The organism is Streptomyces sp. NPDC004266 (assembly GCF_042874095.1).
Classification (GTDB): domain Bacteria; phylum Actinomycetota; class Actinomycetes; order Streptomycetales; family Streptomycetaceae; genus Streptomyces.
Window position 1 is genome coordinate 268,457 of the sequence record NZ_JBIAMM010000010.1, and the last position, 23,064, is coordinate 291,520.

The following is a 23,064-nucleotide window of genomic DNA, read 5'->3' on the forward strand; positions in this document are numbered from 1 at the left end:
ACGCGAACAGCGACGGACACCGGACCCCGGTAGGGTCTGAAGCAGTCGGCCGCGCACGCGCAGGACGACCGCAGATCTGACGAGGAGGCCATTGCCGTACGGGATACCGAGAGGACCCAAGGCAATGGCCTCCTTCGTATGTGCACGAGGAGATCTCCATGAACCAGGGCGCCGTACAGGGCGACGACAACAACGGCAAGAAGGTCGGCCGCTACATGCTGAAGCTGTCCGGAGAAGCCTTCTCCGGCGGCACCGGCCTGGGCGTCGACCCCGACGTCGTGCACGCCATCGCGCGTGAGATCGCGGCCGTCGTCCGCGACGGCGCGGAGATCGCGATCGTGATCGGCGGAGGCAACTTCTTCCGCGGTGCCGAGCTCCAGCAGCGCGGCATGGACCGGGCCCGTTCCGACTACATGGGCATGCTCGGCACGGTGATGAACTGCCTCGCCCTCCAGGACTTCCTGGAGAAGGAGGGCATCGACTCCCGCGTCCAGACCGCCATCACCATGGGCCAGGTCGCCGAGCCGTACATCCCGCTGCGCGCCGTGCGCCACCTGGAGAAGGGCCGCGTGGTCATCTTCGGTGCGGGCATGGGCATGCCGTACTTCTCCACGGACACCACCGCCGCCCAGCGCGCCCTGGAGATCGACGCCGAGGCCCTGCTCATGGGCAAGAACGGCGTGGACGGCGTCTACGACTCCGACCCGAAGGCCAACCCCGACGCGGTCAAGTTCGACGCCCTCGAATACGGCGAGGTGATCTCCCGCGACCTCAAGGTCGCCGACGCCACCGCCATCACCCTGTGCCGGGACAACAACCTCCCGATCCTCGTCTTCGAACTGCTCACCGAGGGCAATATCGCTCGCGCGGTGAAGGGTGAGAAGATCGGCACGCTCGTGAGCGACCAGGGCACCCGGGCCTGACCCGAACCGGGGAACCGCCCCGCAAGGGGATGGACAGAGCCCTGCCGGTCGTACACCGTGCAGGACACAACGCGACGACACGCAGGAGCAAGTGGTGATCGAAGAGACCCTCCTCGAGGCCGAGGAGAAGATGGAGAAGGCCGTCGTGGTCGCCAAGGAGGACTTCGCCGCGATCCGCACCGGCCGTGCGCACCCGGCGATGTTCAACAAGATCGTGGCCGACTACTACGGTGCCATCACCCCCATCAACCAGCTGGCGTCCTTCTCCGTCCCGGAGCCGCGCATGGCCGTGGTGACGCCGTTCGACAAGAGCGCCCTGCGCAACATCGAGCAGGCCATCCGGGACTCGGACCTCGGGGTCAACCCGAGCAACGACGGCAACATCATCCGGGTGGTGTTCCCCGAGCTGACCGAGGAGCGCCGCCGGGAGTACATCAAGGTCGCCAAGGGCAAGGCCGAGGACTCGAAGATCTCGATCCGCTCGGTGCGCCGCAAGGCCAAGGAGACCATCGACAAGCTCGTCAAGGACGGCGAGGTCGGCGAGGACGAGGGCCGCCGCGCCGAGAAGGAGCTCGACGACACCACCGCGAAGTACGTCGCGCAGGTGGACGAGCTGCTCAAGCACAAGGAAGCCGAGCTGCTCGAGGTCTGATGAACGACTCTTCCTGGGGGGCCCCGGCCGGTTCCGGCCGTGGGGGACCCGACCAGGGGCCCGCCCCGGCGGGTCCCGCATACGATCGGCATCAGGCGGCGCAGACTCGGCCCATGCCCATCGTGCCCGACGTTCCCGCCGGCGGATTCCAGGACGGTCACGACCGGGGGGCCGCTCACCCGAGCGGTCCCCTGTTCCGTGACGAGACGCCGCACGAGCACCCGCAGGAGCCCATGTCCAGCCCCACCCCGCCTCCGCCGCCGGAGCCACGGCAGAAGAAGAGCGCGGGCCGCGACCTGGGCGCGGCCATAGGGGTCGGGGTCGGTCTCGGTGCCGTCATCATCGCGTCGCTGTTCATCTGGAAGCCGGCGTTCGTCGGGGTGATAGCGGTCGCCGTGGTCGTCGGCCTGTGGGAGCTCGTCTCCCGCCTCCAGGAACGCAAGGCGATCAAGGCTCCGCTGGTCCCGCTCGCGGTCGGCGGCGCGGCGATGGTCGTCGCCGGCTACGTCCGGGGCCCCGAGGGCGCCTGGGTGGCGATGGCCCTGACGGCGCTCGCGGTGCTCGTCTGGCGGATGACGGAGCCGCCCGAGGGCTATCTGAAGGACGTCACGGCGGGGGTCTTCGCCGCGTTCTACGTGCCGTTCCTTGCGACCTTCGTGGCGCTGCTGCTGACCGCGGACGACGGGGCGCAGCGGGTGCTGACCTTCCTGATCCTGACCGTGGTCAGCGACACCGGGGCGTACGCGATCGGCTGGCGCTTCGGCAAGCACAAGCTGGCCCCGCGGATCAGCCCCGGCAAGACCCGGGAGGGTCTGGTCGGCGCGGTGACGTTCGCGATGGCGGCGGGCGCGCTGTGCATGGAGTTCATGATCGACGAGGGCGCCTGGTGGCAGGGTCTGATCCTCGGCCTGGCGGTGGCGGCGAGCGCGACGCTCGGCGACCTCGGCGAGTCCATGATCAAGCGCGACCTGGGCATCAAGGACATGGGCACGCTGCTGCCGGGCCACGGCGGCATCATGGACCGGCTGGACTCGCTGCTGCCGACGGCGCCGGTGGTGTGGCTGCTGCTGGCACTGTTCGTCGGAACGGCCTGATCGGCGATTTCACGGGGAAGGGCCCGCCGTCCGGTCGACGGCGGGCCCTTCCCCGTACGTCTGCGACACTGGTACCACCATGCCCAAGCCCGGAGAACTCACTTTCGTCGCCCCCCGCGGAGCCAAGAAGCCGCCGCGGCACCTGGCCGACCTCTCGCCCGCCGAGCGGAAGGAGGCCGTCGCCGCGATCGGCGAGAAGCCCTTCCGCGCCAAGCAGCTGTCCACGCACTACTTCGCGCGGTACGCGCACGACCCCGCCGAGTGGACCGACATCCCGGCCGCCTCGCGGGAGAAGCTGGCCGGGGAGCTGCTGCCCGACCTGATGTCCGTGGTGCGGCACATCTCGTGCGACGACGACACCACCCGCAAGACCCTGTGGCGGCTGCACGACGGCACGCTCGTGGAGTCGGTGCTCATGCGCTACCCGGACCGGGTGACCATGTGCATCTCCTCGCAGGCCGGCTGCGGCATGAACTGCCCGTTCTGCGCGACCGGGCAGGCGGGGCTCGACCGGAACCTGTCGACCGCCGAGATCGTGCACCAGATCGTGGACGGCATGCGGTCCCTGCGGGACGGGGAGGTGCCCGGGGGACCGGCGCGGCTCTCCAACATCGTCTTCATGGGCATGGGCGAGCCGCTCGCCAACTACAAGCGCGTGGTCGGGGCGATCCGCAGGCTGACGGACCCCGAGCCGGACGGCCTCGGGCTCTCGCAGCGCGGCATCACCGTCTCCACCGTCGGCCTCGTGCCCGCGATGCTGCGCTTCGCCGACGAGGGCTTCAAGTGCCGTCTCGCGGTCTCGCTGCACGCCCCGGACGACGAGCTGCGCGACACCCTGGTGCCGGTCAACACCCGCTGGAAGGTCCGCGAGGTCCTCGACGCGGCCTGGGAGTACGCGGAGAAGTCCGGGCGCCGGATCTCCATCGAGTACGCCCTCATCCGGGACATCAACGACCAGGCCTGGCGCGGCGACCTGCTCGGCAGGCTGCTCAAGGGCAAGCGGGTCCACGTCAACCTGATCCCGCTGAACCCGACGCCCGGTTCGAAGTGGACGGCGTCCCGCCCGGAGGACGAGAAGGCCTTCGTCGAGGCGATCGCCCGCCACGGCGTGCCGGTGACCGTGCGGGACACCCGCGGCCAGGAGATCGACGGCGCCTGTGGACAGCTCGCGGCCGCCGAGCGCTGACCTTGTAGTCTGAGCTCGAACACATCTCCATATTCCGACAGGGGAGCGCCACAGCGCTGAGAGTGCGGTAACCGTAGACCGCAGACCCTCTGAACCTCGCCCAGGTCATTCTGGGTAGGAAGTTCGGTCGTAACTCAAGCTGTTGCGCCCTGCCCGCGTCCGCCGGACGTGGGCAGGGCCGCGTCTCTTCCTGGTCACACCCAGGAGGAAAACCAGTGAGCATCAAGAAGGCCGCTGCCGCCGCGATCGTCGCGGCGCTCGGCGTCACCGGCCTGGCCGCGTGCGGCACCGACGACGTGCGGGGCGCGGCCGGCAAGACCGACCAGCCCGCGCCGAAGACGGTGACGCTGGTGAGCCACGACTCCTTCAACGCCTCCAAGGAGGTGCTGGCGGACTTCACCCGGCAGACCGGCTTCACCGTCAAGGTGCTGAAGAGCGGCGACGCGGGCGAGGCCGTCAACAAGGAGATCCTGACCAAGGGCTCCCCGCAGGGCGACGTCTTCTTCGGCGTCGACAACACGCTGCTGTCCCGCGCCCTCGACAACGGGATCTTCGTCCCGTACGAGGCGAAGGGCCTGGACCGGGTCCCGGCCGCGTACCGGCTCGACAAGGAGCACCGGGTCACCCCGATCGACTCCGGCGACATCTGCGTCAACTACGACAAGAAGTACTTCGCGGACAAGAAGCTGGCGCCGCCGGTCACCTTCGACGACCTCGCGAAGCCGGCGTACAAGGACCTGCTGGTGGTGGAGAACCCCGAGCGGTCCTCCCCGGGCCTGGGCTTCCTCCTCGGCACGGCCGCGAAGTACGGCGACGAGGGCTGGCAGGACTACTGGAAGAAGCTCAAGGCCAACGGCGTGAAGACCGTCGACAGCTGGGAGCTCGCCTACAACCAGGAGTTCTCCGGCTCGGCCGGCGGCAAGCAGGCCAAGGGCGACCGGCCGCTGGTCGTGTCGTACGCCTCCAGCCCCCCGGTCGAGGTGCTGTACGGCGAGCCGCAGCCGAAGGTGGCGCCCACCGGCGTCTCCACCGGCACCTGCTTCCGGCAGACCGAGTTCGCCGGCCTGCTGAACGGCGCGAAGAACCCCGAGGGCGGCAAGGCGCTGATCGACTTCCTGATCTCCAAGAAGTTCCAGGAGGACATGCCGCTCCAGATGTTCGTCAACCCGGTGGCGAAGGACGCGGCCCTGCCGGAGCTGTTCACCAAGCACGGCGTGGTGATCGAGAAGCCGGAGACCATGGCGCCCGAGAAGATCGCCGAGAAGCGTGACCCGTGGATCCAGCAGTGGTCGTCGCTCGTCCTGAAGTGACCCGCGACCTCCGGGGGAGCGCGACGAGGCTGGGGCTGATGGCCCTGCCCGTCGCGTTCTTCGGGGTCTTCTTCGCCTGGCCCGTCGTGTCCATCGTGGACCGGGGACTCCGCCCCGACGGCGCCTGGCGGTTCGGCCGGATCGGCGAGACGCTGAGCCGGCCGGACATCCTCGACGTGCTCGGCTTCACCGTCTGGCAGGCGCTCGCCTCCACCGGGCTCACCCTCCTGGTGGCGCTGCCCGGGGCGTACGTCTTCGCCCGCTTCGACTTCCCCGGCAAGAGCGTGCTGCGGGCCGTCGTCACGGTGCCGTTCGTGCTGCCGACCGTCCTCGTCGGCACGGCGTTCCTGGCGCTCGTCGGCCGGGGCGGGCTCACCGACGAGCTGTGGGGGCTGCGGCTCGACACCAGCGTGTGGGCGATCCTCCTCGCGCACGTCTTCTTCAACTACGCGGTCGTCGTCCGGACCGTCGGCGGCCTCTGGTCGCAGCTCGACCCGCGCCAGGAGGAGGCCGCCCGGGTCCTCGGCGCCTCCCGCTGGACGGCCTGGCGGACGGTGACGCTGCCCGCGCTCGTGCCGGCGGTGGCGGCGGCCGCCCTGATGGTCTTCCTCTTCACCTTCACCTCCTTCGGCGTCGTGCAGATCCTCGGCGGGGACGCGTACTCCACGCTGGAGGCCGAGATCTACCGGCAGACCGCCCGGCTGCTCGACCTGCCGACGGCGGCCGTGCTCACGCTCGTCCAGTTCGCGGCGGTCGGCGCGATCCTGGGCGTCCACGCCTGGACGGTGCGGCGGCGGGAGACCGCCCTGCGGCTCGTGGCGCCGGAGCGGACCGCGCGCCGGCCGCGCGGCGCCGGGCAGTGGGCGCTGCTCGGCGGCGTCCTCCTCTCGGTGGCGCTGCTGATCCTCCTGCCGCTGGGCGTCCTCGTGGAGCGCTCCTTCGCCGGACCGCACGGGTACGGGCTCGGCTACTACCGGGCGCTCGGCTCGCTCGACGAGTCCGGGACCTTCCTCGTCCCGCCGCTGGAGGCGATCGGGAACTCGCTGCGGTACGCGGTGGCCGCCACCGCCATCGCGGTGCTGATCGGCGGGCTCGCGGCGGCGGCCCTCACCCGGCGGGCCGGGCGCCTCACCCGGGGCTTCGACGCGCTGCTGATGCTGCCGCTCGGGGTCTCCGCCGTCACCGTCGGCTTCGGCTTCCTCATCACCCTCGACGAGCCGCCGCTCGACCTGCGGGCCGTCTGGATCCTCGTACCGCTCGCCCAGGCCCTGGTCGGCGTCCCCTTCGTCGTACGGACGATGCTGCCGGTCCTGCGCGCCGTGGACGAGCGGCTGCGGGAGGCGGCGGCCGTGCTCGGCGCCTCGCCGTGGCGGGCCTGGCGGGAGGTGGACCTGCCGCTGGTGCGGCGGGCGCTGCTCATCGCGGCCGGGTTCGCCTTCGCGGTGTCGCTCGGAGAGTTCGGGGCGACCGTCTTCATCGCCCGGCCCGACAGCCCGACGCTCCCGGTGGCGGTGGCCCGGCTGCTCGGTCGGCCCGGCGAGCTCAACTACGGCCAGGCGATGGCCCTCTCGACGATTCTGATGGTGGTGTGCGCGGTGTCCCTGCTGCTGCTCGAACGGCTCCGCACCGACCGGACCTCCGGGGAGTTCTGATGCTGTCGATCGAGGACGCGACCGTACGGTTCGGGGAGCGGGCCGTGCTCGACGCCGTGGACCTGGACGTCGCCGAGCACGAGATCGTGTGCGTGCTCGGCCCGAGCGGCAGCGGCAAGTCCACGCTGCTGCGGGCCGTCGCGGGGCTCCAGTCGCTCGACGGCGGCCGGGTGCTGCTCGGCGGCGCCGACCAGGCCGGGGTGCCGGTGCACCGGCGGGGCGTCGGCCTGATGTTCCAGGACCACCAGCTCTTCCCGCAGCGGGACGTCGGCGGCAACGTCTCCTTCGGCCTGCGCATGCGGGGCGCCGGGAAGGCCGAACGGGCCGAGCGCGTGCGGGAGCTGCTCGACCTCGTCGGCCTCCCCGGCGCCGAGCGGCGGTCCGTCGCCGCGCTGTCCGGCGGCGAGCAGCAGCGGGTGGCGCTCGCCCGCGCGCTCGCGCCCCGGCCCCGGCTGCTGATGCTCGACGAACCGCTCGGCCAGCTCGACCGGGGTCTGCGGGAGCGGCTCGTGGTGGAGCTGCGGCAGCTCTTCGGGCGGCTCGGGACGACGGTCCTCGCCGTCACCCACGACCAGGGCGAGGCCTTCGCCCTCGCCGACCGGCTCGTGGTCATGCGGGACGGGCGGATCGCCCAGTCGGGCGCGCCGGCCGAGGTGTGGCGGCGGCCCGCCTCGGAGTTCGTGGCGCGGTTCCTGGGCTTCGACAACGTGGTGGCGGCGCGGGTGACCGGCACGGTCGCGCAGACGGTGTGGGGGAAGGTGCCGGTCCCGGACGGCTCGCCGGAGGGGGAGCGGCGGCTCCTCGTCCGTCCGGGCGGGGTGCGGCTCGTGGAGGACGGCCCCGCCTGGACGGTGGAGTCCAGGACCTTCCGGGGCAGCCAGGTCGTCGTACGGCTCCGCCCGCCCGAGGGGCCGGCGCTGGAGGCCGAGCTTCCGCTCCGGGAGGCGCCTGAGGAGGGCGCCGGGGTGGGCGTGGAGTTCCGGGCGGAGGACGTGGTGGTGCTGGGGGACGAGGTTCCGTAGCGCGGGGCGATGAGTTTTCCGGGTCGGGGGAGTCTCCTGTGCGTACGGCGTCTCACTGTCGACCACGCGGGAGGAACAGCCATGGGCCAGTTGCTCAGGGTGCAGAACTTCATGGTCTCGTCCGACGGATTCGGTACGGGGGAGGGCCAGAGCCTTGAACGGCCGTTCGGGCACGCGGATCCCGCGGCGATGTTCTCGTGGGCGGGGGCCACGGCGAGCTGGCCGAACCGCACCGATCCCGGGGGCAGCCGGGGCCTCGACGACTATCTGACCCGGGACTTCCACCGGAACATCGGGGCCGAGATCATGGGCCGCAACAAGTTCGGGCCCCAGCGCGGGCCCTGGGAGAACGAGGAGTGGAAGGGCTGGTGGGGCGACGAGCCGCCGTTCCACACGCCGGTGTTCGTGCTGACCCACCACCCGCGTCCGTCGTTCACGCTCTCCGACACCACGTTCCACTTCGTCGACGCGGACCCGGCGACGGCGCTCGCGCGGGCGAAGGAGGCGGCGCAGGGGAAGGACGTCCGCCTCGGTGGCGGGGCCACCACCATCCGGGAGTTCCTCGACGCGGACCTCGTCGACACCCTGCACGTCGCGGTGTCGCCGGTGAAGCTCGGGGCGGGGGTGAAGCTCTGGGACTCGCCCGACGAGCTGCTCGACCGCTTCCACCGCGATGTCGTGCCCAGCCCGAGCGGGAAGGTCACGCACCACCTGTACTGGCGGAAGTGACCGGCCGGCAGTGCTCGCAGACGGTACGGGTGGCCCGCTGGTACACGCGGGTGGCCCGGGCGAGCGCGAGCCCGTAGCCGCAGAAGCCGCCGTAGGCGACGGCGACCGCCCAGGGGGCGTGGTCCGCCGCGCCGACGCCGATCGCGCCCGTCCAGGCCAGGACGCCCAGGGCCACCAGGAACGCGCCGAGCGGGGCGAGCGCGCCCGCCCCGGTCCAGCCGAGCGCGAGCAGCGGCAGCCGGGGCAGCCGCCGTCCCCACGGGAGGGTCAGCGCCAGCGCGAGGGCCATGCCGAGGAGGGCCAGGACGGCGGTGACGTCGACCCCGTGGTCGTACAGCCAGAGGCCCAGGTCGCTGGTGTACTCGGGGTCGGCGCCGGGGCGGCCGGTGCCCGTGTGGCCGGGGGTGACGCCCAGTGCCCAGGCCGTCTTGAGGACCGTGTACGGGACCAGGGCGGCGACGGCGACGAGACCGGCGCGGGTGGCGGGCGCGCTCTCCGCGCCCGTGGCGCCGTGGCCGCGCCCGCCGCAGTACGGGCACGTCCCGAGCCTCCGGCGCCGGTGCGCCAGGGCCGCGCGGCTCCACAGCACCGCGCCCAGGACGGCCACGTGGCCAGGAGCGTCTTCGGTGTCATGGCCCGAGCCTCCCGCCGACGGCCTTCGCCCGCGTCGGCCCAGGGGCGTGCTCGGCTCCGCCGCGCGGCGGAGACCCGCTACGCCCCGAGTCGCTCCAGCGCCCCCGGGGCCTCGTCGATCGAGTCCACCAGGGCGATCCGGGCCGCCATCGGGCGGCCGGCGGCGAGGGCCTCCAGGAGGGGCCAGGCCGGGAGGCGGGTGGTCCAGTGGGCGCGGTTCACCAGGACCATCGGGGTCGGCGCGCCCCGGGACCCGTAGTAGTTCGGGGTCGCGTCGTCGAAGATCTCCTGGACCGTGCCCGCCGCGCCCGGCAGGAAGACGATGCCCGCCGTCGAGCGGGCCAGGAGGCCGTCCTCACGGGTGGCGTTGGCGAAGTACTTGGCGATGTGCCCGGCGAAGGGGTTCGGCGGCTCGTGGCCGTAGAACCAGGTGGGGATGCCGACCGAGTCCCCGCCGCCCGGCCACCGGGCCCGGACCGCGAAGGCGGCGCGGGCCCAGTCCGTCACCGACGGGGTGAAGGACGGGGCCCGGGCGAGCAGGTCGAGCGACGAGGCGAAGGCCGCGTCGTCGAAGGGGGCGAGGTAGGCGCCGAGGTTCGCGGCCTCCATCGCGCCCGGTCCGCCGCCGGTCGCCACGGTCAGCCCGGCGCGGGCCAGGGTCCTGCCGAGCCGGGCCGCGCCCGCGTACGCCTCCGTGCCCCGGCCCATCGCGTGCCCGCCCATGACGCCGACGACCCGGGCCCCGTCGAGGTGTTCGTCGAGGGCGTCGGAGACGGCGTCGTCGTGCAGGGAGCGGAGCATCGAGGAGAGGATGTCCCCGTCGGCCCTGGTCCGGCCGAACCAGGCGTACGCGCGCGCGTCCGGCGTCCCCTCGTACCCGGCGTCGGCGATCCCCTCGAAGAGTTCCTCGGGCGTGTAGAGCCGGGCCCGGTAGGGGTCGAAGGGCAGCTCGGGGACGGGCGGGAAGACGAGGGCCCCGTCGGCGCGGACCTTGACGGCGGCCTCCGGCTCCATCGGGCAGCCGAGGAAGACGGCGTCGGCGGTGACGGCGGTGAGCAGGGCGAAGGTCCGGCCGGTGAGGTCGACCGACTGGATCCGGTGTCCGGCGAGCGAGCCGGGGCGGGCGAGCGCCGCGTCGAACTCGGCGAGGGTGTGGATCTCGCGTCCGTGCCCGCGCGGTCCGGGCGGGCGGTGTGCCGGGGGGAGCGTCGCCATGGGCCCACGATAGGGGCCGCCACGGAGGGCGGCCCCTCGCGCGGCCGCCTCAGCCCGTCAGCGGCAGGGCCGCCAGCTCCGCGATCGTCCAGGTCAGGGGGAGGAAGACGGCGAGCAGGGCGCCGGCGCGCAGCAGGGCCGCCGTGCGCAGGACGGTGGGCGGGGCGCCGATGCGCAGGAGTGCCTCGGTGGTGTGGGCGCGGCCCTGCCGGGATTCCAGGGCGGCGGTCAGGAGGGTGGCGGTGGTGCAGGCCAGGATCAGGGCCGCGCCGAGGCCGGTGAGCGGGCCGAATGCCTCGGAGCCGCCGTCCGACCCGTACAGCCGGGACGCCGCGAGGAGGCCGGAGAGCACCGCGCTGACCACTCCGAGCGGCCGGCCGATGCGGCGGGACTCGTCCATCAGGACGCGGCCCGCGAGCAGCCGGGTGGCGCCCGGCCGGACGGCCTGGAGGAGCCGGCCGCAGCCGTACGCGAGGCCCGGTCCGGCCATGGCGAGGCCCACGGCGGTGAGGACCCAGCCGGCGAGGACGCCCGCCGGGTTGCCGTCGAAGCCGCCCGGCAGCGGGAGGCCGCTCCCGGAGCCGCTCCGGCTCGCGTACGTCTCGGTCGCGAGGCCGACCGCGACCAGGGCGACCCCCCAGGGCAGCCCGGAGGGCATCGCCTTCTCGACGCCCTCCGGCGCGGCGGGCGCGGTGCGGGGCCGCAGCGCCAGGCCGGCCGCCGTGGCGGCGACGACCGGGAGGACGGCGAGCAGGGTGAGGGCGGCCGCGAGGGGGACCGGCTGGTCGGCGGCGAGGAGCCCGGCTGCCGCCCCGTCGAAGGGGAGGCCCGTGATGTCGCCGCGCAGGTGCAGGTAGAACAGGAGCGCGATCGTCGAGCCGAGCGTGCAGGCGAGGGCCGTCGAGGCGGCGGCGATCGCGGTGAGCCGGGCGGGGCCGAGACCGATGGCGGAGAGCCCGGGGCGCGGCCGGGTGCTGGGGTCGGTGCGGGCCACCGCGACGGCGAACTGGACGGTCGCGGCGAGCGGCAGGGCGCACCAGAGCAGCCGCAGCACGGACGCCGAGGACCGGTCGGGGTGTCCGACGGCGTATCCGAGGGTGCAGAGCAGGAGGAAGCCCACCCCCGCGGCCGCGGCGGCGACGAGGAGCCGCCGGGTCAGGACGAGGGGGTGGGTCCCGCGGGCTAGACGGAGAGCGAGCACGCGGCGACGCCCTCCGCCCCTGTCGCCGGGGGTACGGCGGCGACCCTGCGTCCGTCGAGGAGGGTGACGGTCCGGTCGGCCAGCGCCGCGACCTCGCCGTCGTGGGTGGCGAGGAGCACGGTGATGTCGTGCGAGCGGGCCGCGGCCGTGAGGGTGCGCAGGACCTGCGCGCCGTCGGCCCGGTGCAGGGTGGCGGTCGGTTCGTCGGCGAAGAGGACCGACGGGGTGGTGACCAGGGCGCGGGCGATCGCGATGCGCTGGCGCTGGGACTGGGTGAGGGCGTGCGGCCGCTTGCGGGCGCAGCCCCCGATGTCGAGCCGCTCCAGCCACTCCAGGGCGGCGGTCTTCGCGGCCCGGTGGGAGGTCCCGCGGAGCAGCAGCGGCAGGGCGGTGTTCTCCCAGCCGGTGAGCTCGGGGACGAGGCCGGGCTCGGGGTCGATCCAGCCGAAGCGGTCGCGCCGGAGCCGTTCGCGCTGGGCGGGGCCCAGGGTGTGCACGGGGCCGCTGTTGAACCAGACCTCGCCCTGCTGGGGGACGAGCTGGCCGGAGAGGCAGCGCAGGAGGGTGGTCTTGCCGCTGCCACGGGGTCCGACGACGGCGAGGATCTCGCCTTCGCGGACGCCGAGGGAGACGCCGCTGAGCGCGTCCGAACCGCCCAGGGCACAGTGCAGGGAACGCGCCCAGAGCACGTCGTTGTCCGGTGGGGCCATCGCGTACACCTCGATGTCGGATCCGATATCGCCTACCCCCGTCCGGGGGAACGAAGGGACGGGCCTGTCGGTCACTCGGCACCGTAAGGATCCATATCCGGTTGTACGGACAGCACACGGCCCGGGCCGCCGCCATCCACTCGGATGGCGGCATGCCCGGGCCGTGGGGGTCACGCCGTGAGGGCGGCGTGATGCTGGGGAGGACCGCCGTGGTTCGGTCCTCGCAGCCCCGTGCTTACAGCTTGGTCCACGCCTCGGTGAGCACCGAGCGCAGGATGCCTTCGATCTCGTCGAAGGTGCCCTGGTCGGCGATCAGCGGCGGGGCCAGCTGGATGACCGGGTCGCCGCGGTCGTCGGCACGGCAGTACAGGCCGTTGTCGAAGAGCGCCTTGGAGAGGAAGCCGTAGAGCACGCGCTCGGTCTCCTCGTCCGTGAAGGACTCCTTGGTGGCCTTGTCCTTGACGAGCTCGATGCCGTAGAAGAAGCCGTTGCCGCGGACGTCGCCGACGATCGGCAGGTCGTGCAGCTTCTGCAGCGTCGAGAAGAAGTTGCCCTCCTGGTCCAGCACGTGCTGGTTCAGGCCCTCCTTGTCGAAGATGTCGAGGTTCGCCAGGGCCACGGCCGAGGAGACCGGGTGGCCGCCGAAGGTGTAGCCGTGCAGGAAGGTGTTGTCGCCCTTGTAGAACGGCTCCGCGATGCGGTCCGAGACGATGCAGGCGCCGATCGGGGAGTAGCCCGAGGTCATGCCCTTGGCGCAGGTGATCATGTCCGGCACGTAGCCGAACTTGTCACAGGCGAACATCGTGCCGAGGCGGCCGAAGGCGCAGATCGTCTCGTCGGAGACGAGCAGCACGTCGTACTGGTCGCAGATCTCGCGGACGCGCTGGAAGTAGCCGGGCGGCGGCGGGAAGCAGCCGCCGGCGTTCTGCACCGGCTCCAGGAAGACGGCCGCGACGGTGTCGGGGCCCTCGAAGAGGATCTGCTGCTCGATCTGGTCGGCGGCCCAGCGGCCGAAGGCCTCGGGGTCGTCGCCGTGGATCGGGGCGCGGTAGATGTTGGTGTTGGGGACCTTGTGCGCGCCGGGGACCAGCGGCTCGAAGGGGGCCTTGAGGGCCGGGAGGCCCGTGATGGACAGGGCGCCCTGCGGGGTGCCGTGGTAGGCGACCGCACGCGAGATGACCTTGTACTTGGTGTGCTTGCCCTGCAGCTTGAAGTACTGCTTGGCGAGCTTCCAGGCGGTCTCGACGGCCTCGCCGCCACCGGTGGTGAAGAAGACCTTGTTGAGGTCGCCCGGGGCGTAGCCGGCCAGGCGCTCGGCGAGCTCGACGGCCTTGGGGTGCGCGTACGACCACACGGGGAAGAACGCGAGCTCCTGGGCCTGCTTGTACGCGACCTCGGCCAGCTCCTGGCGGCCGTGTCCGGCGTTGACCACGAAGAGACCCGCGAGACCGTCGAGGTAGCGCTTGCCCTTGTCGTCGAAGATGTAGGTGCCCTCACCACGCACGATGGTGGGGACGGGGTTGTTCTCGTAGGACGACATGCGGGTGAAGTGCATCCACAGGTGGTCGTACGCGGTCTTGGACAGGTCCTGGGTCACGGTTATCGAGTTCCCCACATGTAGGTCTGCTTCTTGAGCTTGAGGTAGACGAAGCTCTCGGTGGAGCGAACGCCGGGGAGGGTGCGGATGCGCTTGTTGATCACATCCAGCAGGTGATCGTCGTCCTCACAGACGATCTCCACCATGAGGTCGAAGGAGCCCGCGGTCATCACCACGTACTCGCACTCGGCCATGGCCGTCAGTGCCTCCGCGACCGGATCCAGGTCACCCTCGACGTTGATGCCGACCATCGCCTGCCGTCGGAAACCCACGGTGAGGGGGTCGGTGACGGCGACGATCTGCATGACGCCCTGGTCGAGCAGCTTCTGGACGCGCTGTCTCACGGCCGCTTCGGAGAGGCCGACGGCCTTTCCGATGGCGGCGTAGGGACGGCGACCGTCCTCCTGGAGCTGCTTGATGATCGCCAGGGAGACGGCGTCGATCGTCGGGGACGAACCGGTTCCGGTTCTGGGGTCTGTGCTTCGACTGGCCACGACTTCACTGTGCACCGAGATTGTCAGTCGTGCAAGCCCAGACTGATGAAATTCGTTGTGAAGCGCTCTTGATCTCACCGAATCCGAAGTTGAGGGGGGTCGGGGCTGTTGAAAGCGTCAGTGAACCGATTAGGCTGGGGTGTCTCGCCCATCGGGACACCGCACGAAGGTGTGCGAAGACAGAACGTGACAGGAGGGGTGGCAAGTGACCACCGAGCTGCGCCGGCTGCGTAACTACATCAACGGGGAGTTCCGCGACGCGGCCGACGGCCGCACCATCGACGTGGTCAACCCGGCCACCGGTGAGGTGTACGCCACCTCCCCGCTTTCGGGACAGGCCGACGTCGACGCCGCCATGGAGGCCGCCGCGGCCGCCTTCCCCGCCTGGCGTGACAGCACGCCGTCCGAGCGCCAGAAGGTGCTCCTCAAGATCGCGGACGCCTTCGAGGAGCGCGCCGAGGAGCTCATCGCCGCCGAGGTCGAGAACACCGGCAAGCCGGTCGCCCTCACCGCCAGCGAAGAGATCCCGCCGATGGTGGACCAGATCCGCTTCTTCGCCGGTGCCGCCCGGCTGCTCGAGGGCCGCTCGGCCGGCGAGTACATGGAGGGCATGACCTCCATCGTCCGCCGCGAGCCGGTCGGCGTCTGCGCGCAGGTCGCGCCGTGGAACTACCCGATGATGATGGCCGTGTGGAAGTTCGCCCCGGCGCTCGCCGCGGGCAACACCGTCGTCCTCAAGCCCTCGGACACGACCCCCGCGTCGACCGTCCTGATGGCCGAGATCATCGGCCAGATCGTCCCCAAGGGCGTCTTCAACGTCGTCTGCGGCGACCGCGAGACGGGCAAGGCCATGGTCGAGCACCCGACCCCGGCGATGGCCTCCATCACCGGCTCGGTCCGCGCCGGCATGCAGGTCGCCGAGTCGGCGGCCAAGGACGTCAAGCGCGTCCACCTGGAGCTGGGCGGCAAGGCCCCGGTCGTCGTCTTCGAGGACACCGACATCGAGAAGGCCGTCGAGGACATCTCGGTCGCCGGCTTCTTCAACGCCGGCCAGGACTGTACGGCCGCGACCCGCGTCCTCGTGCACGAGTCCATCCACGACGAGTTCGTCGCCGCCCTCGCCAAGGCCGCCGCCGAGACGAAGACGGGTCAGCCGGACGACGAGGACGTGCTGTACGGCCCGCTCAACAACGCCAACCAGCTGAAGCAGGTCACCGGCTTCATCGACCGCCTCCCGGCCCACGCCAAGGTCGAGGCCGGCGGCCACCGCGTAGGCGACAAGGGCTACTTCTACGCCCCGACCGTCGTCTCCGGCCTCAAGCAGGACGACGAGATCGTGCAGAACGAGGTCTTCGGCCCGGTCATCACCGTCCAGTCCTTCACGGACGAGGCCCAGGCCCTGGAGTTCGCGAACGGCGTCGAGTACGCCCTCGCCTCCTCCGTCTGGACCAAGGACCACGCGCGCGCGATGCGCATGTCGAAGTCGCTCGACTTCGGCTGCGTGTGGATCAACACCCACATCCCGCTCGTCGCCGAGATGCCGCACGGCGGCTACAAGAAGTCCGGCTACGGAAAGGACCTCTCCGCCTACGGCTTCGAGGACTACACGCGCATCAAGCACGTCATGACCTCCCTGGGCTGATCCCGCCCCGGACCCCCGCGCGGCCCCGACACCTTGATCGACAGGGTGTCGGGGCCGCGCGCCGTCGCTCGACGGACCGTCCATTGCCGCAGGTCGCGGGGGACCGGGATGCTGCTCGGGTGAGAGCGACAGCCAGGAAACACATGTCCCGCCGGTCCCTGCTGCGCGGCATCGGCGGTGCCGGGGCCGGGGCCCTGCTCGCCGGGTGCGGGGTCCCCGCCGCCTTCGTCGAGGAGGGCGACCGGGCCGGCCGGGACCTCTCCGCGCGCGACCGGACCCTCGACTTCGCCAACTGGCCGCTGTACATCGACACCGACGACGACGACACGTCGAAGCGGCCGACCCTCGACGCCTTCCGGAAGCGGACCGGGATCTCCGTGCGGTACACCGAGGAGATCAACGACAACGACGAGTTCTTCGGCAAGATCAGCCCGTCCCTGATGAACCACCAGGAGACCGGGCGCGACCTGATCGTCGTCAGCGACTGGATGGCCGCCCGCTTCGTCCGCCTCGGCTGGGTCCAGGAGATGGACCGCGCCGCCCAGCCGAACGTCACGCGCCACCTCGACCCGCAGCTGGACTCGCCCGCCTTCGACCCCGGCCGGCTGCACAGCGTGCCCTGGCAGTCCGGGATCACCGGCATCGCGTACAACCGGAAGAAGCTCGGCCGGGAGCTGCGCTCCACCAAGGAGCTGTGGGCCGACGACCTGCGCGGCAAGGTCACCCTGCTGTCCGGGCTCGACGAGTCCTTCGCCCTGCTCATGCTGGGCAGGGGCGTCGACGTGACCAAGTGGACCGGCGACGACTTCCACGCCCTGTGCGAGCAGATCGAGGGGCTCGTCCGGAAGAAGCACATCCGGCGCTTCACCGGCAACGACTACATCAAGGACCTGTCCACCGGCGACGTCCTCGCCTGCCAGGCGTACTCCGGCGACGTCATCCAGCTCCAGGCCGACAACCCGGACATCGAGTTCGTCGTCCCCGAGGAGGGCGCCGAACTGTGGGCCGAGTCCCTCATGATCCCCAACCTCGCCCAGCACAAGACCAACGCCGAGAAGCTCGTCGACTACTACTACGAGCCCGAGGTCGCCGCCGAACTCGCCGCCTGGGTCAACTACGTCTGCCCGGTGCCGGCCGCCCAGAAGGTCCTCGCGGACTCCGGCGACGAGGAGCTCGTGGCGCTCGCCGAGGACCCGCTGATCTTCCCGGACGCCGACATGCGCGGCCGGCTCGCCATCGCCCGGGACATCACCGCCGAGGAGCGCCAGGAGTTCGCCAAGCGGTGGAACTCGATCGTCGGGCTGTGAGTTGAGCGGGGCATGACCTCATCGGATCCGAACCCCCTCGTCACCTACGGCCTGTTCCTCGCCTGGGCCGCGCACGACGCCGAGGAGCTGGCGCGCGGGCCGCGCCGGCTCCGGGAGAACCTGCCGGAGCTGCGCGAGCGCTTCCCCGGGGTGCCGGAGCGGGTGTGGAAGGCCGTCGAGTCCGTCGACGAGCGCGAATTCGCCACTGCCGTCGGGGTGATGGCGCTGATCGTCGGCGCGGCCGCCGTGGCCGGCGCGCGCTCCGGCGGCCGGTCCGCCTTCTACCAGGGCGCGGTGAACGGCTTCGGGCTGCACGGGCTCGTCCATCTCGCCCAGGCCGCCGCCGTGCGGGACGTGACCCCCGGCGCGGCCACCTCGCCGCTCGTCGTCATCCCCTTCTCCCTGTGGGCCCGCGGTCGGCTGCGGCGGGCGGGGGTGCTGCGGCCGTTCAGGCTCGGGGGAGTGGTGACGGGCCTCGCGGTGGCGGCGGGGGCGACGGTGGTGTCGCACGCCGTGGGACGGCGGGTCGCCGCCCTGTTCTGAACGCGCTCAAAAAACGCGACCCCAACTTCTGAACGCGTTCAAGACGGGCGTACGCTGGCCCCATGAGCGACACGAACGGGCCGAGAGCCCTTCTCACGCACATCCGCGCCTGGCTGGTCGTCTTCGTCGTCTGTCTGGTCCTGAGCGGGGCCACCGCCTTCCCGCTCGTCACCGAACTCCGGTTCCTCGACTCCGCCCTGGCCGGCTGGGCCTCGCCCGTGGCCGACCTGTTCCCCGCTCTCGCCGAGTGGATCCACCGGGTGCGGGAGGGGGTCGCCGCCGCCGACGAGCAGGCCCCCTACCTGCTCTACGGCACCGACTGGCTCGCCTTCGCCCACCTCGTCATCGCGGTCGCCTTCATCGGCCCGTACCGCGATCCGGTCCGCAACATCTGGGTCGTCGAGTTCGGCATGATCGCCTGCGTCGGCATTGTCCCACTGGCTCTGATCTGCGGACCGATCCGGGACATCCCCTTCTGGTGGTCGGTCATCGACATGTCCTTCGGCGTCATCGGCATCCTGCCGCTGCTTCACGTGCGCCGGACGATCAAGCGCCTGGAGGCCGCTCACTCCGGCAGGCCGTAGGCCGCGACCATCAGGCCGAGCGCCGTCCTGTTCATGTCCTGCCCCTTGGCGTCGGTCGAGTTGACGCTGTAGACGAGGGTCCGCTCCCCGTGGCGGGTCGACGCGATGGCCGCGTTGTAGCCCCAGCGGCCGCCGGTCTTCCCCCACACCTCACGTCCGCCGAGCCTCTTCATCGACAGACCGACGGAGTACGCGGCCGGGTCGCCGGACCTGAGGTCGGGGACCTTCGGGAGCGTGAACATCTCCTCCAGGAGCGGACCGGGCACCACGCCCCCCTTGAACAGCACCCGCGTGAAGCGCTCCAGGTCGGCGGTGGTCGAGATCAGGTCCCCGGCCGCCCAGCCGTCCGTCGTCCCCCACACCGAGACGTCCCGAAGCCCGGTCGAGCCGTCGTCGAGCCGCATCGTCTGGTAGCCGTGGTTGTACGGGCCGCGGATCTCCGGGTCCGTGCCCGGGAAGTACGTGTCCCGCAGCCCGAGCGGCCGCAGGATCCGCCGCTCCACCTGGTGCTCGTACGAGTCGCCCGTGACCCGCTCCACGATCAGGCCCGCGATCGTGTACCCGATGTTCAGGTAGTGCTGCCTCGTGCCCGGCCGGAACTCGCGCGGCCGCGCCGTCGCCGAGCGGACCAGCTCCTCCGGCGTGTGGACCACGAAACGGTTCGCGTACCACTCCTCGACCGTCTCGCCCGGCATGTCGGCGGCCGGGATGCCGTGGGTGTGGTCGAGGAGCTGCCGCACGGTGACCGTGGCGTAGCGGCCGGGGATCAGGTCCGGGAGGTACGAGCGGGCCGTCCGGTCCAGATCGATCCGGCCCTCGGCGGCCAGCTGGAGGACGGTCGCCGCCGTGAACACCTTCGTCACCGAACCGGCCCGGAAGCGGGCCGCCGGGTCCGCCGGGGCGTTCGTCTCCAGGTCGTGGACGCCCGCGCCGCCCTGCCAGGAGCCCTCGGTGCCGCCGACCCGGACCAGCGCGGCCGTCGCGTCGGCCCGGGGGAGTCCCGCGATCACCGCGCTCAGGTCGGGGCTCGACGCCCGGGACGCGGCCGCCGCCGGGGTCGAGGCCGCGAAGGCCGGGGTGAGCGCCGGGCCGGCCGCGACGCCCAGGACCAGGGCGGCGGCGAGCAGGGCGCGGGTGGACTTCCTCATGGTCAACTCCGGTGGTGTGAGCCGTTGTTCCCTACGGCTCCATCCTGCTGACCCGCGGCGATCCACGGATCGCCCGCACCGGCGGTCTTCGCCGGGTCAGTTCCTCCCCGGCGCGGGGGAGGGACCGGCACCGCCGCCTCCCCCGGGCGGGGGAGAGCCCGCCGCGACCAGACCCGTCTCGTACGCGCAGATCACCGCCTGGATGCGGTCGCGCAGCCCCAGCTTGGCCAGCACGTTGCCCACGTGCGTCTTCACCGTGTGGTCGCTGACCACCAGCTCCGCCGCGATCTCCGCGTTCGACAGGCCCCGGGCGAGCAGCAGCAGCGTCTCGCGCTCCCGGCCCGTGAGGACGTCGAGCCGCGGATCGGCCCTGCGCGGCCCGCCCGCCGTGTACTGCTCCACGAGCCGCCGCGCCACGGACGGCGCGAGCAGCGAGTCGCCCGCCGCCACCACCCGCACCGCGTGCACGAGGTCGTCCCGCCGCACGTCCTTGAGGAGGAAACCGCTCGCGCCCGCGTGCAGCGCCTCGTACACGTACGCGTCGGTGTCGAAGGTCGTCAGCATCACCGTCCGGCAGCCGGACTCCGCGCCGATCACCCGGCAGGCCTCGATGCCGTCCGTCCGGGGCATCCGGATGTCGAGCAGCGCCACGTCCGGCGCGAGCCGGCGCACCGCCTCGACGGCCTCCGCCCCGTCCCCGGCCTCCGCCACCACCTCGATGTCCGGCTGCGCGTCCAGGATCATCGCGAAGCCGCTGCGCACCAGCTCCTGGTCGTCCGCGACCACCACCCGGATCGTCATCTCTTCTCCTCCCCCACGGGCAGCAGGGCCCGCACCTCGAACCCCCGGCCGCCCGGCCCCGGGCCCGCCTCCGCCGTCCCGCCGTGCGCGGCGGCCCGCTCCCGGATGCCCACCAGACCGTGCCCGCCGGGACCGCCCTGCGGGCCGCGCCCGTCGTCGGTCACCGTGACCCGCAGCACGCCGTCGGCGTGGGCGAGCCGGACGTGGACCGTGCGGGCCCGCGCGTGCTTCACCACGTTCGTCAGCGCCTCCTGCACGATCCGGTAGACGCTCGCCTCGGTCGCCGCGGGCAGCGCCCGCACCCCGCCCTCCGTCGCGTACCCGACGGCCAGACCGCCCGCCCGCACCCGCTCCAGGAGGCCGGGGAGGTCCGCCAGGTCCGGCTGCGGCTCCCGCGGAGCCACCGTCTCGCCGCCCTCGCGCAGCAGTCCCAGCATCTGCCGCAGCTGGACCATCGCCTCCCGGCCCGTCTCCGAGATCGCCTCGAACGCGGCCTCCGCGCGCTCCGGCGCGGCCCGCACCGCGACCGGCCCCGCCTCGGCCTGCACCACCATCAGGCTCACCGCGTGCGACAGGACGTCGTGCATCTCCCGCGCGATCCTGGCCCGTTCCCGCGCGGCCGCCCGCTCGGCCTCCACCCGCTGCGCCCGCTGCCGGGCGTCCGTGAGCCGCCCGAAGACATAGGCGGCGCCGAACACGAAGAGGGAGAAGGTGAGTTCGCGCGCCGACTGGGTGTTGAGCCACACCGAGACCGGCACCGCGACCACCATGAGCCCCGCCGTCGCGAGCCGCTTCCACCCCGGCGACAGCGCGGCGATCGTGTAGACGCCGACGAGCCCGGTGTACGGCAGCGGCTGCCCGGGGCCCTCCAGGGCCAGCTTGTACAGCGCGCTCGCCGCCAGGATCGCGAGCAGCACGGCGAGCGGCGCGCGCCGCCGCCAGACCAGCGGCACCACGGTCAGCGTCGTCAGCCCGTACGCCGGCCAGGTCGCCGGTTCGAGCTCGGGCCCGCGCGGCACCACGAACGGCATGGTCATCGCCGCCTGCACCAGCAGCGCGATCCCGGTGTCCACCGCCCACGGGTTCGCCGCGCCCCAGGTCCGCGCCCGCTCCCAGCCGCCCCGCACGTCCCCCCGTATGCCCATTACGGCTTGCGGCCCACCGCGCCGAACTGCGCGACCACGTGCGCCTCCTCGGAGGAGGGCCGCCAGCGCGAGCAGGAGACGATGCCCGGCTCCAGGAGGTCGAGGCCGTCGAAGAAGGAGGCGAACTCCTGCCGGGAGCGGGCGGTGATCGGCGGGGTCGCGTTCTCGTTCCAGAAGGCCATCGCGGCCTTGTTGCCCTCGCCGCCGAGCTCCGGCTCCAGCGTCGGATGGGTCATCACCAGGTGGCTCCCGGAGGGCACGGCGGCCATCAGGGTCCGCACGATCGACCGGGCCTCCTCGGTGTCCAGGACGAAGTTGAGGATGCCGAGCATCATCACCGCGACCGGGCGGGACAGGTCCAGGGGCCCGGCGGCGGCCGCGACGATCCGCTCCGGGTCGTGGGCGTCCGCGTCCACGTACTCGGTGACGCCCTCCGGCGCGCCGGTCAGGAGCGCGCGGGCGTGCGTCAGGACGATCGGGTCGTTGTCGACGTAGACGATCCGGGCGTCGGGGGCGATCCGCTGCGCCACCTCGTGGGTGTTGTCCGCGGTCGGCAGGCCCGTACCGATGTCCAGGAACTGGCGGATGCCCGCCTCGGCGGCCAGATGGGTCACCGCCCGGCCGAGGAACGCCCGGTCCGCGCGCGCCACTTCGCCGATGCTCGGGTAGAAGCCGGTGACGGTGTCGCCGACCGCGCGGTCCACCGGGTAGTTGTCCTTGCCGCCCAGCCAGTAGTTCCACACGCGGGCGTTGTGGGCGATGTCGGTCCTGATCCGGTCGTTCACGCGCGAGCCTTTCGCAGCAGGGCGGCGAGGGTGTCGACCCGATTCGTGGTGATCGCGTCGACCCCGGTCAAGATCAGCTTACGCATGGTGCGCGCGGTGTCCGCCGTCCAGGTCGAGACGAGCAGCCCGTCCCGGTGGACCCGTTCGGTCAGCTCCCGACTCACCAGCCCGAAGCGGTAGTTGAGCCATCGCGGTCGCACGGCGTCGAGCAGCACCGGCCGGGGCGGGGCGAGCGTGGTCCAGGTCAGGGCGATCTCGGCGGTCGGGTCGGCGGCCCGCACCTGGAGCATGGCGACCGCGCCCGCGCAGTAGTAGACGCGCTCCCCGGCCCCGCACTCGCGGACCGTGTCCACGATCCGGCGGACCGAGTCCTCGTTCCCGCCCGGCAGGTCCAGCATCAGCCGGCGGTCCCCGGCGACGAGCAGCGCGTCGCGGAGGGTCGGCACCTCGCCGCGCGTCAGCTCGCGCAGCCGTTCGTGGGTGAGGCCGGCGAGCGGCCGGTCGTGGCCCCACAGGCGCTTCAGGGTGTCGTCGTGGAGCAGGACGGGCACCCCGTCCTTCGTCAGCCGGACGTCGACCTCGACGGCGTCCGCCCCCCGCTCGATCGCCGAGGCGATCGAGGGGAGCGTGTTCTCACGGACGCGGTACGGGTCGCCGCGATGACCTACGACAGTGACGGAGCGCATGGCCC

23 protein-coding genes and 1 riboswitch are annotated in these 23,064 nt (G+C 72.2%); of the genes, 12 read left to right on the forward strand and 11 right to left on the reverse strand.

Annotated features, from left to right (window positions below):
- The first annotated feature begins 158 nt into the window (after nt 1–158).
- The 8 genes from pyrH to ACFYUZ_RS24590 all read left to right on the forward strand — a co-directional run bounded on the left by pyrH (nt 159) and on the right by ACFYUZ_RS24590 (nt 8,568).
- The gene (pyrH, locus tag ACFYUZ_RS24555; protein WP_389312550.1) at nt 159–923 is read left to right on the forward strand and encodes a UMP kinase; all 765 of its coding nucleotides are present in this window, start codon (nt 159–161) and stop codon (nt 921–923) included.
- A gap of 94 nt (nt 924–1,017) precedes the next feature.
- Nucleotides 1,018–1,575: a ribosome recycling factor gene (frr, locus tag ACFYUZ_RS24560; RefSeq protein WP_026057589.1), complete on the forward strand. Its 558-nt coding sequence runs from the start codon at nt 1,018–1,020 to the stop codon at nt 1,573–1,575.
- On the forward strand, nt 1,575–2,669 hold the full coding sequence (locus tag ACFYUZ_RS24565) for a phosphatidate cytidylyltransferase (protein WP_389312552.1): 1,095 nt from the start codon (nt 1,575–1,577) through the stop codon (nt 2,667–2,669). The genes frr and ACFYUZ_RS24565 overlap by 1 nt, the downstream gene beginning before the upstream one ends.
- Before the next feature lie 79 nt (nt 2,670–2,748).
- Nucleotides 2,749–3,855, forward strand: a complete 1,107-nt coding sequence (gene rlmN / locus ACFYUZ_RS24570; protein WP_033204794.1) for a 23S rRNA (adenine(2503)-C(2))-methyltransferase RlmN — start codon at nt 2,749–2,751, stop codon at nt 3,853–3,855.
- A gap of 29 nt (nt 3,856–3,884) precedes the next feature.
- Nucleotides 3,885–3,994: riboswitch (TPP riboswitch) on the forward strand.
- 76 nt (nt 3,995–4,070) lie between these two features.
- On the forward strand, nt 4,071–5,165 hold the full coding sequence (locus ACFYUZ_RS24575) for a thiamine ABC transporter substrate binding subunit (RefSeq protein ID WP_389312554.1): 1,095 nt from the start codon (nt 4,071–4,073) through the stop codon (nt 5,163–5,165).
- A 38-nt stretch (nt 5,166–5,203) separates the two neighbouring features.
- Nucleotides 5,204–6,817, forward strand: coding sequence for an ABC transporter permease (locus ACFYUZ_RS24580; RefSeq protein WP_389312556.1), 1,614 nt, complete (start codon nt 5,204–5,206; stop codon nt 6,815–6,817).
- The gene (locus ACFYUZ_RS24585; RefSeq protein ID WP_389312558.1) at nt 6,817–7,839 is read left to right on the forward strand and encodes an ABC transporter ATP-binding protein; all 1,023 of its coding nucleotides are present in this window, start codon (nt 6,817–6,819) and stop codon (nt 7,837–7,839) included. The genes ACFYUZ_RS24580 and ACFYUZ_RS24585 overlap by 1 nt, the downstream gene beginning before the upstream one ends.
- Nucleotides 7,840–7,920: 81 nt before the next feature.
- Nucleotides 7,921–8,568, forward strand: a complete 648-nt coding sequence (locus ACFYUZ_RS24590; protein ID WP_123455627.1) for a dihydrofolate reductase family protein — start codon at nt 7,921–7,923, stop codon at nt 8,566–8,568.
- Here the strand turns inward: ACFYUZ_RS24590 and ACFYUZ_RS24595 are convergent.
- From ACFYUZ_RS24595 to ACFYUZ_RS24620, 6 genes are all read right to left on the reverse strand, one after another.
- Nucleotides 8,540–9,175 (reverse strand): hypothetical protein, encoded by a 636-nt coding sequence (locus tag ACFYUZ_RS24595; RefSeq protein ID WP_389312560.1) that lies wholly within the window; start codon nt 9,173–9,175, stop codon nt 8,540–8,542. The two genes, ACFYUZ_RS24590 and ACFYUZ_RS24595, sit on opposite strands and share 29 nt — an antisense overlap.
- A gap of 104 nt (nt 9,176–9,279) precedes the next feature.
- Nucleotides 9,280–10,416, reverse strand: a complete 1,137-nt coding sequence (locus ACFYUZ_RS24600) for an LOG family protein (protein ID WP_389312562.1) — start codon at nt 10,414–10,416, stop codon at nt 9,280–9,282.
- Between the two features lie 49 nt (nt 10,417–10,465).
- Nucleotides 10,466–11,617, reverse strand: a complete 1,152-nt coding sequence (locus tag ACFYUZ_RS24605) for a hypothetical protein (RefSeq protein WP_389312564.1) — start codon at nt 11,615–11,617, stop codon at nt 10,466–10,468.
- Complete coding sequence (locus ACFYUZ_RS24610; RefSeq protein ID WP_389312566.1) at nt 11,599–12,327, reverse strand: ABC transporter ATP-binding protein; 729 nt, start codon at nt 12,325–12,327, stop codon at nt 11,599–11,601. The genes ACFYUZ_RS24605 and ACFYUZ_RS24610 overlap by 19 nt, the downstream gene beginning before the upstream one ends.
- Nucleotides 12,328–12,562: 235 nt before the next feature.
- Nucleotides 12,563–13,942 (reverse strand): aspartate aminotransferase family protein, encoded by a 1,380-nt coding sequence (locus ACFYUZ_RS24615; RefSeq protein WP_389312568.1) that lies wholly within the window; start codon nt 13,940–13,942, stop codon nt 12,563–12,565.
- Nucleotides 13,927–14,418: an Lrp/AsnC family transcriptional regulator gene (locus ACFYUZ_RS24620; protein WP_030690618.1), complete on the reverse strand. Its 492-nt coding sequence runs from the start codon at nt 14,416–14,418 to the stop codon at nt 13,927–13,929. Before ACFYUZ_RS24620 ends, ACFYUZ_RS24615 begins: the two co-directional genes overlap by 16 nt.
- Nucleotides 14,419–14,623: 205 nt before the next feature.
- Here ACFYUZ_RS24620 and ACFYUZ_RS24625 point away from each other — a divergent pair, with 205 nt between their 5' ends.
- The 4 genes from ACFYUZ_RS24625 to ACFYUZ_RS24640 all read left to right on the forward strand — a co-directional run bounded on the left by ACFYUZ_RS24625 (nt 14,624) and on the right by ACFYUZ_RS24640 (nt 18,494).
- Nucleotides 14,624–16,060 (forward strand): gamma-aminobutyraldehyde dehydrogenase, encoded by a 1,437-nt coding sequence (locus tag ACFYUZ_RS24625; protein WP_093873854.1) that lies wholly within the window; start codon nt 14,624–14,626, stop codon nt 16,058–16,060.
- Between the two features lie 143 nt (nt 16,061–16,203).
- Nucleotides 16,204–17,367, forward strand: coding sequence for a spermidine/putrescine ABC transporter substrate-binding protein (locus ACFYUZ_RS24630; RefSeq protein WP_389312571.1), 1,164 nt, complete (start codon nt 16,204–16,206; stop codon nt 17,365–17,367).
- A gap of 12 nt (nt 17,368–17,379) precedes the next feature.
- Entirely contained in the window at nt 17,380–17,910 is a 531-nt protein-coding gene (locus ACFYUZ_RS24635) for an HXXEE domain-containing protein (protein WP_389312573.1), read from the forward strand.
- A gap of 62 nt (nt 17,911–17,972) precedes the next feature.
- The gene (locus tag ACFYUZ_RS24640) at nt 17,973–18,494 is read left to right on the forward strand and encodes a hypothetical protein (RefSeq protein WP_389312574.1); all 522 of its coding nucleotides are present in this window, start codon (nt 17,973–17,975) and stop codon (nt 18,492–18,494) included.
- Here ACFYUZ_RS24640 and ACFYUZ_RS24645 read toward each other — a convergent pair.
- The 5 genes from ACFYUZ_RS24645 to ACFYUZ_RS24665 form a co-directional block, all read right to left on the reverse strand.
- Nucleotides 18,476–19,642 carry a serine hydrolase domain-containing protein gene (locus ACFYUZ_RS24645; protein WP_389312576.1) on the reverse strand — a complete coding sequence of 389 codons (1,167 nt, stop codon included), beginning with the start codon at nt 19,640–19,642 and terminating at the stop codon, nt 18,476–18,478. The genes ACFYUZ_RS24640 and ACFYUZ_RS24645 overlap by 19 nt on opposite strands.
- A 96-nt stretch (nt 19,643–19,738) precedes the next feature.
- Nucleotides 19,739–20,443 (reverse strand): response regulator, encoded by a 705-nt coding sequence (locus ACFYUZ_RS24650; protein ID WP_389312578.1) that lies wholly within the window; start codon nt 20,441–20,443, stop codon nt 19,739–19,741.
- A complete protein-coding gene (locus ACFYUZ_RS24655) occupies nt 20,440–21,588 on the reverse strand; it encodes a sensor histidine kinase (RefSeq protein WP_389312580.1) in 1,149 nt (382 codons plus the stop codon). The genes ACFYUZ_RS24650 and ACFYUZ_RS24655 overlap by 4 nt, the downstream gene beginning before the upstream one ends.
- Nucleotides 21,588–22,373 (reverse strand): SAM-dependent methyltransferase, encoded by a 786-nt coding sequence (locus tag ACFYUZ_RS24660; protein ID WP_389312582.1) that lies wholly within the window; start codon nt 22,371–22,373, stop codon nt 21,588–21,590. The genes ACFYUZ_RS24655 and ACFYUZ_RS24660 overlap by 1 nt, the downstream gene beginning before the upstream one ends.
- Nucleotides 22,370–23,059: a glycerophosphodiester phosphodiesterase gene (locus ACFYUZ_RS24665; protein WP_389312584.1), complete on the reverse strand. Its 690-nt coding sequence runs from the start codon at nt 23,057–23,059 to the stop codon at nt 22,370–22,372. The genes ACFYUZ_RS24660 and ACFYUZ_RS24665 overlap by 4 nt, the downstream gene beginning before the upstream one ends.
- Nucleotides 23,060–23,064 lie beyond the last annotated feature (5 nt).